Source organism: Acidovorax sp. FHTAMBA, from assembly GCF_038958875.1.
Taxonomy (GTDB): domain Bacteria; phylum Pseudomonadota; class Gammaproteobacteria; order Burkholderiales; family Burkholderiaceae_C; genus Acidovorax.
Genome location: NZ_CP152407.1, coordinates 730,396 through 746,076, shown reverse-complemented (window position 1 = coordinate 746,076; position 15,681 = coordinate 730,396). Strand labels below are relative to the sequence as shown.

Genomic DNA, 15,681 nt, shown 5'->3' with positions numbered 1-15,681 from the left:
GCGACAATTGCGCAGCTATGACCAACGCCTACATCCTTACCCTGTCTTGCCCCGACCGCCTGGGGCTGGTGCACGCTGTCTCGGGCTTCTTGCTGGAGCACGGCGGCAACATCGAAGAAGCCGCGCAGTACAACGACCACGCCACCGGGCTGTTCTTCATGCGGGTGCAGTTTGCCTGCGACCAGCACGACCACCCCACCCTCAAAGCCCGCCTGGCCACCTTTGCCGAGCCCCACCAGATGCGCTGGACCCTGCACGCCACGGCAGCCCCCATGAAAACCGTGCTCATGGTCAGCAAGGAGGGCCACTGCCTGAACGACCTGCTGTTCCGCTGGAAGAGTGGCCTGCTGCCCATCGACATCCGCGCCATCATCAGCAACCACCGCGACTTTTACCAGCTGGCGGCCAGCTACAACGTGCCGTTTCATCACATCCCCATGACCAGCGCGACCAAGGCGCAGGCCGAAGCCAGGCAGCTGGAGATTATCGAGGCCGAAGGGGCCGAACTGGTGGTGCTGGCCCGTTACATGCAGATACTTTCTCTTGACTTATGTCAAAAGTTGGCCGGACGGGCCATCAACATCCACCACAGCTTCCTGCCGAGCTTCAAGGGTGCCAAGCCGTACTACCAGGCCCATGACCGGGGCGTGAAGTTGATAGGCGCCACGGCTCACTACGTGACGGCCGACCTGGACGAAGGCCCGATCATCGAGCAGGACGTGGCCCGCGCCGACCACACCGACACGGTGGAAGACCTCACGGCCCGCGGCCGCGACACCGAAAGCCAGGTGCTGGCCCGCGCCGTGAAGTGGCACAGCGAGCACCGCGTGATCCTGAACGGCCACAAGACCGTGATCTTCCGCTAGCCCGATAACCCGTTCTGTCCCATGGCCACGGTAGCTCCCACCTCCTTCCTCAGCAGCGCGGCGCGGCGCATTCCGCCCATCCAGTGCCTGCTGACGTTCGAGGCCCTGGCCCGCCTGCGCAGCGTGACGCAGACGGCCGACGAGCTGTGCGTGACGCCCAGCGCCGTGAGCCACCGGGTCAAGCAGCTGGAGCAGATCCTGGGCGTGCGGCTGTTTGGCCGGGCCGATTTTTCGCTGACCACCGAGGGCAGCGCCTACCTGGCCCATGTGCGCGAAGGGCTGGGCGCGCTGCAGCGCTTTCCGGGCCAGGCGGCCGCGCCCGGGCGCCGGCGGCTCAAGCTGGCCGTCACGCCCACGTTTGCGCGCACCATCCTCATCCCGCGCCTGCGCCAGTTCACCGAGGCGTACCCCGAGATCGACCTGGCGCTGCAGGTGTCCATCCCGCTGCTCGATGTGGTGGCCGAAGACGCAGACCTGATGGTGCGCTTTGGCCCCGGCCACTATGCCGACGTGGAACACGTGGAAATTGCGCGCGATGTGGTCACGCCCCTGGCCTCGCCCGCCTTTGTGCGCGAACACGGGCCGTTCGAGCGCCCCGAAGACCTGGAGGGCGTGCCCCTGCTGCGCAGCCCGCTGGAGCCCTGGCGCACCTGGTTTGCCGCCACCGGCCTCGACTGGGCCGAGCCCAGCGAAGGCTCGCAGTTCAACGACATCGGCCTGATGTGCGACGGCGCCGCCGCCGGCATGGGCGTAGCGCTGGTGCGCCTGAAGCTCGGTGCGCCCTGGCTCGACCAGGGCACGCTGGTGCGCCTGTTTGCCACCGACACCGCCAGCCCGCACGCCCATTACCTGTGCTGGCGCACCGGCACCATGGACCGGTGGGAATGCGCTGCATTTGCCGAGTGGCTGCGCAAGACGATGGCGTAGTAGGGGCATCCCCCTGAGTCGACTTTGGCGCCTTCCCCCTTCTCTCGGCTGAGCCTGGAAGGGGGGCGCAGCCCTCGCTGCGGGGCGGCCCTTGCTCGGCGGCCCTCGCCCGAGCCGCGCCCTACTCCACCAGGTTCAGGCAAAAATCAGCCCCAGCGCTTGTCCATCACGCGCCAATAGCTATCAATTAGTGAGCATTCGGGCGCTTTTCACAAACGCCTGCAGAAAAGCTCACGCCCGGGCACCCGGCCATCCCCTACAGTGGCAGCCATGAACACTGCCGCCGCCCCCACCGCAGCTCCGTCAGAACGCGCCGCGCGCCAGGCCGAAGTGGTCCAGGCCCTGAGCCGCGTCGTACCCTCACACGCCCTGCTCTGGCACAGCGAAGACACCACTCCATATGAATGCGACGGCCTCACCGCCTACCGCCAGCGCCCGCTGGTGGTGTGTCTGCCGGAAACGTATGACGAGGTGCAGGCCGTGCTGCAGGTATGCCACCAGCTGCAGGTGCCCGTGGTGGCACGCGGCGCGGGCACGGGCCTGTCGGGCGGCGCCATGCCGCACGCCCTGGGCGTGACGATGTCGCTGGCCAAGTTCAACCGCATCCTCGACATCAACCCCGAAAGCCGCACGGCCGTGGTGCAGTGTGGCGTGCGCAACCTGGCGATCAGCGAAGCTGCTGCCCCCTACAACCTCTACTACGCCCCCGACCCCAGCAGCCAGATCGCCTGCACCATCGGCGGCAACGTGGCCGAAAACTCGGGCGGCGTGCACTGCCTCAAATACGGGCTCACCGTGCACAACGTGCTCAAGGTGAAGGGCTTCACGGTGGAAGGGGAGCCCGTCGAATTCGGCAGCGAAGCGCTGGATGCCCCCGGCTACGACCTGCTGGCCGCCGTGATCGGAAGCGAAGGCATGCTGGCCGTGACCACCGAAGTGACGGTCAGGCTCATCCCCAAGCCCCAACTGGCGCGCTGCATCATGGCCAGCTTTGACGACGTGCGCAAAGCGGGCGACGCCGTGGCCGCCGTCATTGCCGCCGGCATCATCCCCGCCGGGCTGGAGATGATGGACAAGCCCATGACCGCCGCCGTGGAGGACTTTGTGCACGCAGGCTACGACCTGACGGCCGAAGCCATCCTGCTGTGCGAAAGCGACGGCACCCCCGAAGAGGTGGAGGAAGAAATCGGCCGCATGAGCGACGTGCTGCGCGCTGCGGGCGCCACCGCCATTTCGGTCAGCAACGACGAAGCCGAGCGCCTGCGCTTCTGGAGCGGCCGCAAGAACGCCTTCCCCGCCAGCGGCCGCATCAGCCCTGACTACATGTGCATGGACTCCACCATCCCGAGGAAGCGCCTGGCGGACATCCTGCTCGCCATCCAGGAAATGGAAAAGAAGTACCAGCTGCGCTGCGCCAACGTGTTCCACGCGGGCGACGGCAACTTGCATCCGCTGATCCTGTTCGATGCGAACGATGCCGACCAACTGCACCGCTGCGAGCTGTTTGGCGCGGACATCCTGGAGACCAGCGTGGCCATGGGCGGCACGGTGACGGGTGAGCATGGCGTGGGCGTGGAGAAACTCAACAGCATGTGCGTGCAGTTCTCTGCGGCGGAGAACGCGCAGATGTTCGGGCTCAAGCATGCGTTTGACCCCGCCGGTTTGCTCAACCCGGGCAAGGTCATCCCCACGCTGAACCGGTGTGCCGAATACGGAAAGATGCTGGTGCGCGGCGGGCAGATCAGCCACCCCGACCTGCCCCGCTTCTGACGCGCCATGAAGCCGCTGCAGGGCCTGGCTTTTCTGCTGCTCATGCAGTCGGCGGGCGAGGCGTTGTCGCACTTTCTGGCGCTGCCCGTGCCGGGGCCCGTGGTGGGCATGGTCGCACTGCTGCTGGCGCTGCGCTGGGCGCCCGTGCAGCAGGCCGTGGCACCTGCCGCCACGTTTTTGCTCAATCACCTGTCGCTGCTGTTCGTGCCCGTGGGCGTCGGCGTGATGACGCACCTGGCGCTGCTGAGCGCGTACGGCCTGCAGCTCATCGTGGTGATTGTCCTTTCCACCTGGATCGGCATGGCCGTGACGGCGCTGGTGCTACGCCTGTGGCAACCCACACCCACACCCACACCTACACCCCAGGCGGGCGACGATGCCGAACTTCGTTGAACTGTGGGTGTACCTGGCGTCGGCCCCGCTGTTCGGGCTGACGGCCACGCTGGCGGTCTACGTGCTGGCGCAGGCGCTGTCGGTGCGCTCGGGCCACGCGCCGTGGGCCAACCCGGTGATGCTGTCGGTGGTGGTGTTGGCCGCTCTCATGCTGGCCACTGGCACCGCGTATCCCACGTACTTTGCAGGCGCACAGTTCATCCACTTCCTGCTGGGCCCTGCCGTGGTCGCACTGGGCTGGCCCTTGTGGCAGCGCCGCGCGGCCTTGCGCGCGCGTTGGGGCCGGCTGGTGCTGGCGTCGCTGGCCGGTGGCAGTGCGGCTGCAGCCAGCGCCGTGGGCCTGGGTTGGGCATTGGGCCTGCCGGGTGATGTGCTGATGTCGCTAGCGCCCAAGTCGGTCACTGCCCCCGTCGCCATGGGCGTGGCGGCGCAGATCGGCGGCGTGCCTGCCTTGGCGGCGGTGTTTGCAGCGCTGACGGGCATGGTGGGGGCGCTGTCGGCGCGCTGGCTGTTTGGGCTGATGCGCTTGCCCACCGATGCACAGGGCATGGCGCTGCGGGGTTTTGCGCTGGGCACCGCGTCGCATGGCATTGGGGCGGCGCATGCCTTGCAGGTGCATGCCGAGGCGGGGGCGTATGCGGGGTTGGCGTTGGGGTTGCAGGTGGTATTGGCGGCGGTGTTGATGCCGTTGGTGTTTCGGTTGTTTTGAGAACAAAATCGGGCCCTAGCGCTTATCTATCAAGCGCTGGTAGCTATTGTTTTTGTAGTATCCGGTTTCTTCTGATCATTCATCTGTCGACGGCGACGCTCGCGTGCTGATCTTGTGGCGCGCCTTTGCGGAGAGCGGAGGCCGGGAGTCGCCCGGCGCGCGAGTAACTTTCTTTCGCGTCGCCGAAAGAAAGTCACCAAAGAAAGGGCGACCCCGCTGTCTGCGTCCCCAGCGCTTCGCGCCGGGGCAACCTGTGGTGCTCGCGGACGGGGTGCGTCGCAGAACTCACTGCGCGCCTTTCGCGCTACGTTCAAACAACTGCGACGAGCTAGTCCACGAAGCATGTGTGTCCTTCGGCACACATGCCACCCCGCCCACTGCGCTCCTCGGCGCATACAGAGGGGCTGGGGAGAAAACTTCCATTCGGGCCATTGCTTCGCTGCACTGCGCTCGGCCCCGAACGCGCAGGCGCTTCGCGCCGCGACCGCGAGGCCGAGCGAAGCAAAGGCCCGTGTGGATGTTCGGCTGTTCGGTGCCCCACCCCTGCTGGCTACGCCTGCGGCGGGGCGGTTGCGGGGTGGCATGGGCGTCGCAGCGCCCATGCTTCGTGCTCTGGCTCGCCGTGGTTGTCCGAGCGCGCGCGCCAGCGCAAAGCGAGTTCCACGGCGCACCCCGAAACCGCCCCGACGTAGGTTGCCCCTTCGCACAGCGAAGGGGTCGCAGACTGGGGGTCGGGCCTCAGATCACTCCACAGAAAATCGCCCTGGAATAAAAAACCAAAGCAACGAGACCAGAAAAGCCGCCGACAGCAGCCTATCCAAGAGTGCATCTCTTCGTAGATAAAAACCAGCTCCCCAGAAAACTCCAGCCAACGCCAGCGCTAGTGCCAACAACAGCCCAGAAAAAGCACCCACGATGAATTTTCCGCTTGTCCACAGGTGGGCATGGACAGTCAACAGATAGATATTTACCAAGGCAAGGACAGCCGCTGCCGCCCCGTAGAAAATCCACCTCGCACGGCTAAGAAGGGATGCCACTATCTAAGCCCTTTTGAGTAAAGGTACGCCGCCAGCTCCCGCCGCCGACGCTTACCTTCATCGGTATTGGGGGCCTAGTAAAAATGGCCTGAGGCTTCGACCATCTGTTTTCCCAAGCTGGGGGTAGACAGTAATAATTTTTCGCGACTCATACCGGCATACAGTGGATCACCCTGAGCTTTCAGATCCACGACGATGACGTTGTCTTGACCTGCTGAAGAAAATTCCCGCTGATGGGAGAGCCAATCAGGACCAAATGATTCACAACAGTACCCCCAGCGCCGTAATTTATCGCGACCTGCGCGGCAGCTAGAGACCCGTAGGAATAGCCGATCAGGTTGAACTGGGTTCCACTCTGTGGAAATTTATCGAGCGGCACTTGAATTAGCGATTTCCCAGCGCGAAAAACATCCACGCCGATGGCGGCATCTGCAAGCGTTCCACCAGACCACTTTTTTGGATCTACGGAGATTAGCTGGACGTGTTTCTCTGCAAATGCCCTCACCATGTCCGAGATGTAGCCCCCGTCCATTCCCGCGCCACCGAAAAAGAGATTTCCGACAATCTTGTCGCCGGGAACGAAGAACCGGGACAGTAAGGCAGCCCCCGCTTTTTGAGGGCCCAGGTCACCTCCTGCCGGAACGCTCTGTTTTTCTTTGATGTCCCACGGATAGTGCCCAGCCGCGTCACGTCCAAGCCCGATAGGACCAGGAGTCAAGCCATTGGGGACGTAGTCCCGTCGCAAACACGCGGATTCACCCGAAAATTCCTCGTCCCCAATCTTGGTCCCCATCGGACCCGGCATTACATGTTGCGTCAAGACAGCACCCAAGGTGAAGTGGCGAGAGCCTAAGGCCCCTAGCCGACGTCAACCCACAGTTTTTTTGCAACCAGAAGTAGTCCTCACCACACCGATGCACCGCAGGAGCGAACGAGGTGAAGTTTGCCAAGGTTTGCGGTGCGGATTCCAGAACGCGCACACGACTCGTGGCACTGAACCCTGGTTGTGCACGCGTCGACGGTGTTTTCCTGGGCAGATAGGACCCATGGCTTGGCAGCACTCAGCCACCCCCCACCGCCCGCCAAATCTCCCCCGCGTGCGACACCGCAAACAGCACCAGCCCGATCAGCCCGCCCACCACCGTCCCATTGATCCGGATGTACTGCAGATCCTTCCCGATATTCACTTCGATCAGATCCGTCATCTCCTCGGCGTCCCAGCGCCGCACCGTGTCCTCAATGTGCTGCGCAATGAACGCTGACACATCCGGCGCCAGGCCCTGCACCCAGTGCTCCAGCCGGTCATTGAACGACTGCCTGAGCGCCGCATCCCCCGCCAGCGACTCGCCCAGCCACAACCCCAGCTTGCCCACCTGCCGCGCAAGCACCGAATCGGCATCGGCCAGGTCGCGCTGCAGCGCGCCGCGCAGGTCCAGCCACAAGGTCTGCACATAGCCGCCCACAGTGGCATCGGTCTGCAGCCAGGTGCGGACCTCCTCGCCCTTGCGCTCCCATTCCGGGTCGCTGCGCAAGCGCTCGATAAAGCGCTGCACAGCGGTATCAAACTGCGCACGCAGTGCGTGCTGCGGGTTGGCGGTCACATCGGCCATCAGGCTCTCCAGCGCGCGGGCCAGCAGAGCCGAGCCCTTGTCGCCCAGCCAGTCGCTGGGTAGCAACTTCTCGGTGCGCGGATGGTCCTTCTTGAGCCACAGCACGATGGTCTGCGCCACCCAGGCGCGTGTGTCCTCGTTCTTCAGCAGTTCAATGAGCTTGGCCAACACGTCGTCCAGCAGCGCCTGGTGGCGGCCGTTGTGCGTGAGGGTGTCCAGCACCGCCGCCAACGCACGCGACATGTCCACCTGCCCGATCAATGCACGGGCCGCCTTCTGGATAAAGCGCTCCACCTGCGCGTCCTGCACCGTCTCCAGCGCCGCAGAGACAAGCCGCGTGGTCTGGTGCCCCAGCAGCGCGGTGTTGCCCGGTGCCAGCAGCCACTGCGCCAGCCGCTCGGCGGGGTCGTGCCGGCGGATCAGCGCGACCAGCGAGGGCACATCCAGAAACTTGTCGCGCACAAATGCGGCCAGGTTGCGGCCAATGCGCTCCTGGTTGCGTGCGATGACGGCGGTGTGCGGAATGGGCAGGCCCAGCGGCTTGCGAAACAGCGCCACCACCGCAAACCAGTCGGCCAGCGCCCCCACCATGGCAGCCTCGGCGATGGCCTTCACACCGTTGAGCCACAGTCCGCGTTCGACCACGCTGGTGGCGATGAACACCGCCGTCACCAGCAGCAACAGTCCCAGCGCCTGCCGTTTGGCGGTGCGCAGCGAGCGGTGCGCGGGGCTGAGGTCAGCGCGGGTCATAGCCAGCCGCGCACAACCTGTACAGCGCGCACGCCCTCACGCCCATGCAGGCAGTCAGGCCGCAGCCGCAATCTGGTCCAGCGCCTTCGACAAATGGCCCACGGTGCGGTCCACGTTGTGCCACTTCTCCAGGCCAAACAGGCCGATGCGGAAGGTCTTGAAGTCCGGCCCTTCGTCGCATTGCAACGGCACGCCCGCAGCGGTCTGCAGCCCCACCTCCATGAACTTCTTGCCGTTCTGAATGCCGGGGTCGGTGGTGTAGCTCACCACCACGCCGGGTGCCTTGAAGCCCTCGGCCGCCACACTGGGGAAGCCGCGCGATTCGAGCAGCGCCCGCACTTTGGCGCCCAATTCGATCTGCTCGTCACGCACCTTGGCAAATCCATATTCACGCGTCTCGGCCATCACCTCGGAGAGGCGCACCAGTGCATCCGTGGGCATGGTGGTGTGGTACGCGTGCTGGCCCTTTTCGTAGCCCTCGGCGATCTGCATCCACTTCTTGAGGTCGCACGAAAAGCTGCTGCTCGTGGTGCCGTCGATCGCCTGGCGCGCACGTTCGCTCAACATCACCATGGCGCAGCAGGGCGAGCCGCTCCAGCCCTTTTGCGGCGCGCTGATGAGCACATCCACGCCCGTGGCCTGCATGTCCACCCACATCGCGCCCGACGCCACGCAGTCCAGCACAAACAGCGCGCCCACCTCATGCGCAGCCGCCGTCAGCGTGCGGAGGTAGTCGTCAGACAGGATGATGCCGCTGGCCGTCTCCACATGGGGTGCGAACACCACCTTGGGCTTCTCGGCGCGGATGGTGGCGGCGACTTCGTCGGCAGGGCATGGTGCCCAGGGCGCCTGCGGACCGCTACCCTGCTGGCGCGCCTTGCACACCACGGAGCCGCCGCCCAGGCCCTTGTCGGCGTCAAAAATCTGCGTCCAGCGGTAGCTGAACCAGCCGTTGCGCACGATGAGCACTTTTTCCTGGTTGGCGAACTGGCGCGCCACGGCTTCCATGCCGAAGGTGCCGCTGCCGGGCACCAGCACGGCGGTATGCGCGCCGTAGACCTCTTTCAGGGTGCCCAGAATGTCCTGCACCACGCCGGTAAAGCGCTTGGACATGTGGTTGAGCGCGCGGTCGGTGTAGACCACCGAAAACTCCAGCAAACCATCGGGGTCGATATCGGGCAACAGTCCGGGCATGTGCAAGGTCTCCATCAAACGGGGGCGCCACCCCGGTGCGGGCGGGCCAGGCGGGGCAGCTTAGCATGGGGTGCCGCGCTTCGCAGGCGCTTACCAGGTGTCGATGAAACGGTGCGACAGGGGTTTTACCTGCGCCGACGCCAAACCGCGCGCCAGCCACGCGCGCGTTTCGGCCGGGTCGATCACGGCGTCGATCTCCAGCGTGGTGGCCATCTGCATGGCCTCGCCATTGGCGTACTGGCGCGCCAGCAGTTCGGCAAACAGGGCGTCGCGCGCGGGGCCTTCGGGCTGGGCCTCCAGCTCTTTGCGGAAACCCAGGCGCACCGCACCCTCCAGGCCCATGGCGCCGAACTCGCCCGTGGGCCATGCCACCGTGAACACGGGGGCATGAAAGCCGCCGGCCGTCATGCCCATGGCGCCCAGGCCGTAGCCCTTGCGCAGCACCACGCTGAAGTACGGCACGCGCAGACTGGCGGCGGTGACGAACAGGCGGCTGACATGGCGTACCTGCGCCGTCGCCTCGACGTCGGGGCCGACCATGAAGCCGGGCGTGTCCACCAGGCTGACCAGGGGCAGGCCATGGGCGTTGCACAACTGCATGAAGCGCGCGGCCTTGTCGGCCGCATCGGCGTCGATGGCGCCGCCCAGGTGCAGCGGGTTGTTGGCGATCAGGCCCACGGGCCGGCCTTCGATGCGTGCCAGCGCCGTATGGATGCCGGCGCCAAAGCCCGTGCGCAACATCAAGAGGCTGCCCTCGTCCACCAGGCCGCCCATGGCGGCGCGGGTGTCGTACACGCGCAGGCGGTTTTCGGGCACCACACTGCGCAGGGCGCGCTGGTCGGGGGCCGTCCATTGCGAGGTGCGGCCCTGGAAGTACGACAGGTACTGCCGCGCGGCCGCCACGGCCTCGGCCTCGTTCTCCACCAGCACATCGATCACGCCATTGGCATGCTGCACGCGGCTCGGGCCAATCTGCTCGGGCTTGAACACGCCCAGCCCGCCGCCTTCGATCATGGCCGGGCCACCCATGCCGATGTTGCAGCCGCGCGTGGCGATGATCACATCGCTGCAGCCCAGCAGCGCCGCATTGCCCGCAAAGCAGCGCCCGGCCGCAATGCCCACCACCGGCACCTGGCCCGACAAGGCAGCATAGCGGGCAAAGGTGTGGATGTGCAGACCCGCCAGCACCGCCGAATCGGTGTCGCCAGGCCGGCCGCCGCCGCCCTCGGCAAACAGCACCAGGGGCAGTTTTTGCGCCATCGCAATGTCCAGCATGCGGTCGGTCTTGGCGTGGTTGCGCATGCCTTGCGTGCCCGCGAGCACCGTGGCGTCGTACGACATGACCACGGTGCGCGCCGCTTCCTCGCCGCACTGCGCGCCGTTGACCGATCCGATGCCCGTCACCATGCCATCGGCGGGCGTATTGGCGATCAGGTCTTCCAGGCTGCGACGGCGAGTCTGGGCGGCAATGGCCAGCGCACCGTACTCGATGAAACTGCCCTCATCGCAGAGGTCGGCAATGTTCTCGCGCGCCGTGCGCCCGCCCTGGGCATGGCGTTTGGCGACTGCAGCGGGGCGCGCGGCATCCAGGGTGAAGGCATGGCGGTCCCGCACGCGCTGCAGGTCGGGGCGGATGTGGTCGGGGTCGTGCACTGCGGTGTCGTCCGCCAACGCCTGTGCCGCCACCTCGGCGGCATCAAGCACCAGCAGGGGCTCGCCCTGCGCCAGGTAGGCGCCCGGCGCGGCCAGCAGCCGGCGCACCCGGCCCGCGTGCGGGGCCAGCAGCACATGCTCCATCTTCATGGCTTCGAGCACGGCCAGCTCGGCGCCTGCGGCGACGGCATCGCCCTCGGCCACGCTCAGCTGCACCAGGCGCGCGGGCATGGGCGCCAGCACGGCGCCTTCGGGTGCCGGGGCGGAGGATTCAACGTCTTTTTGACCTCCAGCGCTTTGCAGGAAAGCGTCATCAGCTATTGTTTCAATAGCATCTAGCAAGTCTGGTAGCACCGACTCCAGCCAGCGCGTGTGCACCTGCTGGCTGGCCATCTCGGGCCGCCCGGCCAGCGCCTGCAGCAAGCCCAGGTTGGTGGCCACGCCGGTGATGCGGCACTCCTGCAGCGCCCGCTGCGAGCGGCGCAGCGCATCGGCAAAGCGGGGGCCGCGCGTGTGCACGATGAGCTTGGCGAGCAGGGTGTCGTAGTGCGGCGATGGCGCGGTGCCCGCCACGCCATGGGTGTCCACGCGGATGCCGGGGCCCGCGGGCAGATCGAACCGGGCGAGCGTGCCGCTGCCCGGCACGGCGCCGCCGCTGGCGTCCAGCGTTTCGGCGTTGATGCGCCACTGCACGGCATAGCCTTCGGGCGCCGGGGGCTGGTCGGGGTTCAGCCCCAGGTCGCGCAGGGTCTGCCCTGCTGCCAGGGCCAGCTGGGTCTGCACCAGGTCCACGCCGGTGACAGCTTCGGTGATGGTGTGCTCCACCTGCAGGCGCGGGTTGGCCTCGATGAACACATAGGGCAAATCGCTGGAGGCCAGATCCACCAGAAACTCGAAGGTGCCCAGGCCCTCGTACTGCACCTCACGCGCCATGGCCAGGGCGGCGCCGATGATGCGCTCGCGCAGTGGCCCGGGCAACGAGGGGCTGGGCGCAATTTCCACCACCTTCTGAAAGCGACGCTGCAGCGTGCATTCGCGCTCGCCCAGCGCCATCGCCTCGCGCCCGTCGCCCAGCACCTGCACCTCGATATGGCGCGCGTTGTTCATCAGGCGCTCGACGTACACCCCGTCCACCCCGAAGGCGGCCTGCGCCTCGCTGCGGCAGCGGGCGTAGGCCGCGGGCAGCTCGTCCAGCGACTGCACGGCGCGCATGCCCCGCCCGCCACCGCCGCCAATCGCCTTGATGACGATGCCCGCACCTTGCTGCGAGTGCCAGAAGGCCTGCGCTTCTTCGAGCGAAACCGCCGCCTGCGTGCCCGGCATGAGCGGTACGCCGCAGCGCATTGCCAGGCTGCGCGCCTGGGCCTTGTCGCCGAACAGGCTCAGCTGCCCCGGCGTGGGGCCGATGAAGCGCACCCCGGCGTCGGCACAGGCGCGCGCGAAGTCGGCGCGCTCGCTCAGGAAGCCGTAGCCGGGGTGCACGGCGTCGCAGCCGTGCTCGCGTGCGATCGCCAGCAGGCGCGCGCCGTCGAGGTAGGCCGCCGGCCCCGTGGCCCCCAGCGCCACGGCCTGGGTGGCCGCCCCGACATGCGGACTGGCGGCGTCGTCGTCGGCATAGACCGCGACGCTGGCAATGCCCAGGTCGTACAGGGCGCGCACGATGCGCAGGGCGATTTCGCCGCGGTTGGCAACGAGGACTTTGGCGAACAACGGGCAATCGGTCATGCAGAGGTCCCAACAGATGGCAAGGCTTGCGCTGCATTCTGGCGGCGACCGGCATGCATGCATGGCAAACAAGCGACAGCCGCCGCCCGAAGAAACCCCTGCAGCAGCCAGACGCCCCGGCGCGCCGCTACGATGCGCCTTTTGCTCTGTTTGCCCACAGGACGCCCATGCCAGACTTTCGCAGTGACACCGTGACCCAGCCCACCCCTGCCATGCGCGAGGCCATGTTCAAGGCCCCGCTGGGCGACGATGTATTTGCCGACGACCCTTCGGTGAACGCACTGCAGGAGCACGCCGCCGAACTGCTGGGTTTTGAAGCGGCGCTGTTCGCCCCCTCGGGCACGCAGACCAACCTGATCGCGCTGTGGGGCCACTGCCAGCGCGGCGACGAGGCCATCGTGGGCCAGAGCTGGCACACCTACCGCTGGGAGGCGGGCGGCATGGCAGTGCTGGGCTCCATCCAGCCCCAGCCGGTGGAAACCCAACCTGACGGCACGCTGCGCATCGCCGACATCGCCGCCGCCATCAAACCCGACGACCCGCACTTTGCCCGCACCCGCCTTGTGGTGCTGGAGAACACCACCGGCGGCCAGGTACTGCCCACGCCCTACATCGCCGAAGTGGCGCAGCTGGCACGCAGCCGCGGCCTCGCCATGCACCTGGATGGCGCGCGCATGTTCAATGCGGCCACGGCCAATGCCGCGCGCAACGACACAGACGTGTATGACGAAGCGCGCGCGCTGTGCAGCCACTTTGATTCCGCGTCGCTGTGCCTGAGCAAGGGCCTGGGCGCGCCCGTGGGCTCGCTGGTGCTGGGCTCGCGCGACTTCATCCGCCAGGCGCGCCGCACGCGCAAGATCCTGGGTGGCGGCATGCGGCAGGCAGGCGTGCTGGCGGCTGCGGGCCACTATGCGCTGCAGCAGCATGTGCACCGCCTGGCCGAAGACCACGCCCGCCTGGACCGGCTGGCGCAAGGGCTGGCCGAGGCCAACCGCAGCCACCCGGCGTTGCAGGGCCGCATCACGGTACTGCCGTGGCAGACCAACATCCTCTTCACCGACCTGCATGCGGAGGTGGCGCCCGCCTTCACCGCCTGGCTGGCCCAGCATGGTGTGCGCGTGACCAGCAGCCTCTATGGCGGCGCCACGCGGCTGCGCTGGGTGACGCACCTGGATGTGAGCGAGGCAGACGTGACGGCGGCGCTGGACTGCGTGGCGCGCTTCGCGCTGCCGGGCTGAACCTGCTCAAGCGGCGGGGTAGGTCCGTCCACCAAACACACCGGTGCCCACACGCACCAGCGTGCTGCCGGCCTGGATGGCGGCCTCCAGGTCGGCGGTCATGCCCAGGGACAGGGTGTCGAACTGCGCAAGGCCTGGCTCCCGGAGCTCAGCAATCTGATCAAAAAGCGCTCTGGCGCTGATGTGGATTGCGAGTTGCGCTTCAAATTCAGGAGCATGGTCCGGGATGCACATGATCCCCCGCACGGCAAGCCGTGGCAGTTTTGCGACAGCGCGGACCAGGTCCAGCGCATCGCGCGGGGCCACGCCCGACTTGGTGGGCCCACCGTCGATGTTGACCTGGATACATACCTGCAGCGGCGGCAAGTGATCGGGCCGCTGGGCCGACAGGCGCTCGGCGATCTTGAGCCGGTCCACCGTGTGCACCCAGTCAAAGTGCTCGGCCACCAGTCGGGTCTTGTTGCTCTGGATAGGGCCAATGCAGTGCCATTGCAGCGCCACACCAGGCAGGGCAGCGCGCACGGCGGCAATCTTGTCCACACCCTCCTGGATGTAGTTTTCACCAAAGTCGCGCTGGCCTGCGGCTGCCGCCTCCAGCACCGCCGGTGCGCCGAAGGTCTTGGAAACCGCCAGCAAGGAAACGCTGGCCGGATCGCAGCCGGCAGCCCGGCATGCCTGCGCGATCCTGCCCAGAACCTGTTGGAGGTTGTTAGCAATCGTGGTCATAATGTTTGGCAAGCGTATCAAACGATAGAGGGACTCCGTGGACATTACCCAACTGCTCGCGTTCAGCGTCAAGAACAAGGCCTCCGATCTTCACCTGTCCGCGGGCCTGCCGCCCATGATCCGGGTCCACGGCGATGTACGGCGCATCAATGTCGATGCGCTGGACCACAAGACGGTCCACGGCATGGTGTACGACATCATGAGCGACTCGCAGCGCAAGACGTATGAAGAGTTTCTCGAAGTCGACTTCTCGTTTGAAATCGAAGGCCTGGCCCGTTTCCGGGTCAACGCCTTCAACCAGAACCGCGGCGCGGCCGCCGTGTTCCGGACGATTCCCAGCAAGATCCTGACGCTGGAGCAGCTCAATGCTCCCAAGATCTTCGGCGACCTGGCCCTCAAGCCGCGCGGCCTGGTGCTGGTGACCGGGCCCACGGGCTCGGGCAAGTCCACCACGCTGGCGGCCATGGTGAATTACCTCAATGAAACCGAATACGGCCACATCCTCACAGTGGAAGACCCGATCGAGTTCGTGCACGAGTCCAAAAAGTGCCTGATCAACCAGCGCGAAGTCGGCCCCATGACGCTGTCGTTCGCGGCGGCGCTCAAGTCGGCACTGCGTGAAGACCCGGACGCCATCCTGGTGGGTGAAATGCGCGACCTGGAAACCATCCGCCTGGCCATGACGGCTGCGGAAACGGGCCACCTGGTGTTCGGCACGCTGCACACATCGAGTGCCGCCAAGACGATTGACCGGATCATCGACGTGTTCCCGGCCGAAGAAAAGGAAATGGTTCGCGCGATGCTGTCCGAATCGCTGCAGGCAGTCATCTCGCAGACGCTGTGCAAGACCAAGGATGGCTCGGGCCGCGTGGCGGCGCACGAGATCATGCTGGGCACCAGCGCCATCCGCAACCTGATCCGCGAGGCCAAGGTGGCGCAGATGTACTCCACCATCCAGACCAGCAACAGCGTGGGCATGCAGACGCTGGACCAGAACCTGACCGACCTGGTGCGCCGCAACATCATCAGCCCGGCCGAAGCCCGCAGCAAGGCCAAGATCCCCGAGAACTTCCCCGGCTGATC

General features: G+C 66.4%; 13 protein-coding genes. 7 read left to right on the top strand and 6 right to left on the bottom strand.

Annotated features, from left to right (window positions below):
* Positions 1-17 precede the first annotated feature (17 nt).
* The 5 genes from purU (at position 18) to AAFF19_RS03475 (ending at position 4,665) form a co-directional block, all read left to right on the top strand.
* Positions 18-866: a formyltetrahydrofolate deformylase gene (gene purU / locus AAFF19_RS03495; protein ID WP_342721322.1), complete on the top strand. Its 849-nt coding sequence runs from the start codon at positions 18-20 to the stop codon at positions 864-866.
* A gap of 21 nt (positions 867-887) precedes the next feature.
* Positions 888-1,793: a LysR substrate-binding domain-containing protein gene (locus AAFF19_RS03490; RefSeq protein ID WP_342721321.1), complete on the top strand. Its 906-nt coding sequence runs from the start codon at positions 888-890 to the stop codon at positions 1,791-1,793.
* A 270-nt stretch (positions 1,794-2,063) separates the two neighbouring features.
* Positions 2,064-3,563, top strand: coding sequence for an FAD-linked oxidase C-terminal domain-containing protein (locus tag AAFF19_RS03485; RefSeq protein WP_342721320.1), 1,500 nt, complete (start codon positions 2,064-2,066; stop codon positions 3,561-3,563).
* Positions 3,564-3,569: 6 nt separating this feature from the next.
* Complete coding sequence (locus tag AAFF19_RS03480; RefSeq protein WP_182119647.1) at positions 3,570-3,956, top strand: CidA/LrgA family protein; 387 nt, start codon at positions 3,570-3,572, stop codon at positions 3,954-3,956.
* The gene (locus AAFF19_RS03475; RefSeq protein ID WP_182119646.1) at positions 3,940-4,665 is read left to right on the top strand and encodes an LrgB family protein; all 726 of its coding nucleotides are present in this window, start codon (positions 3,940-3,942) and stop codon (positions 4,663-4,665) included. The genes AAFF19_RS03480 and AAFF19_RS03475 overlap by 17 nt, the downstream gene beginning before the upstream one ends.
* Before the next feature lie 743 nt (positions 4,666-5,408).
* Here AAFF19_RS03475 and AAFF19_RS03470 read toward each other — a convergent pair.
* The 5 genes from AAFF19_RS03470 to AAFF19_RS03450 all read right to left on the bottom strand — a co-directional run bounded on the left by AAFF19_RS03470 (position 5,409) and on the right by AAFF19_RS03450 (position 12,619).
* On the bottom strand, positions 5,409-5,702 hold the full coding sequence (locus AAFF19_RS03470; RefSeq protein ID WP_182119645.1) for a hypothetical protein: 294 nt from the start codon (positions 5,700-5,702) through the stop codon (positions 5,409-5,411).
* A 181-nt stretch (positions 5,703-5,883) separates the two neighbouring features.
* Positions 5,884-6,495 (bottom strand): hypothetical protein, encoded by a 612-nt coding sequence (locus AAFF19_RS03465; protein ID WP_342721319.1) that lies wholly within the window; start codon positions 6,493-6,495, stop codon positions 5,884-5,886.
* A gap of 268 nt (positions 6,496-6,763) precedes the next feature.
* Entirely contained in the window at positions 6,764-8,062 is a 1,299-nt protein-coding gene (locus tag AAFF19_RS03460; protein ID WP_342721318.1) for a DUF445 family protein, read from the bottom strand.
* A 54-nt stretch (positions 8,063-8,116) separates the two neighbouring features.
* Positions 8,117-9,256: an aminotransferase class V-fold PLP-dependent enzyme gene (locus AAFF19_RS03455; RefSeq protein ID WP_182119642.1), complete on the bottom strand. Its 1,140-nt coding sequence runs from the start codon at positions 9,254-9,256 to the stop codon at positions 8,117-8,119.
* 90 nt (positions 9,257-9,346) lie between these two features.
* Positions 9,347-12,619: a carboxyl transferase domain-containing protein gene (locus AAFF19_RS03450; protein ID WP_182119739.1), complete on the bottom strand. Its 3,273-nt coding sequence runs from the start codon at positions 12,617-12,619 to the stop codon at positions 9,347-9,349.
* Between the two features lie 182 nt (positions 12,620-12,801).
* On the opposite strand from AAFF19_RS03450, the gene ltaE reads away from it, so the two are divergent.
* A complete protein-coding gene (gene ltaE, locus AAFF19_RS03445) occupies positions 12,802-13,872 on the top strand; it encodes a low-specificity L-threonine aldolase (RefSeq protein ID WP_008907103.1) in 1,071 nt (356 codons plus the stop codon).
* Between the two features lie 6 nt (positions 13,873-13,878).
* Here the strand turns inward: ltaE and AAFF19_RS03440 are convergent, their stop codons facing one another.
* Positions 13,879-14,598 carry a YggS family pyridoxal phosphate-dependent enzyme gene (locus AAFF19_RS03440; RefSeq protein ID WP_342721317.1) on the bottom strand — a complete coding sequence of 240 codons (720 nt, stop codon included), beginning with the start codon at positions 14,596-14,598 and terminating at the stop codon, positions 13,879-13,881.
* A 37-nt stretch (positions 14,599-14,635) separates the two neighbouring features.
* Here AAFF19_RS03440 and AAFF19_RS03435 point away from each other — a divergent pair, with 37 nt between their 5' ends.
* Complete coding sequence (locus tag AAFF19_RS03435) at positions 14,636-15,679, top strand: type IV pilus twitching motility protein PilT (RefSeq protein ID WP_008907101.1); 1,044 nt, start codon at positions 14,636-14,638, stop codon at positions 15,677-15,679.
* Positions 15,680-15,681 lie beyond the last annotated feature (2 nt).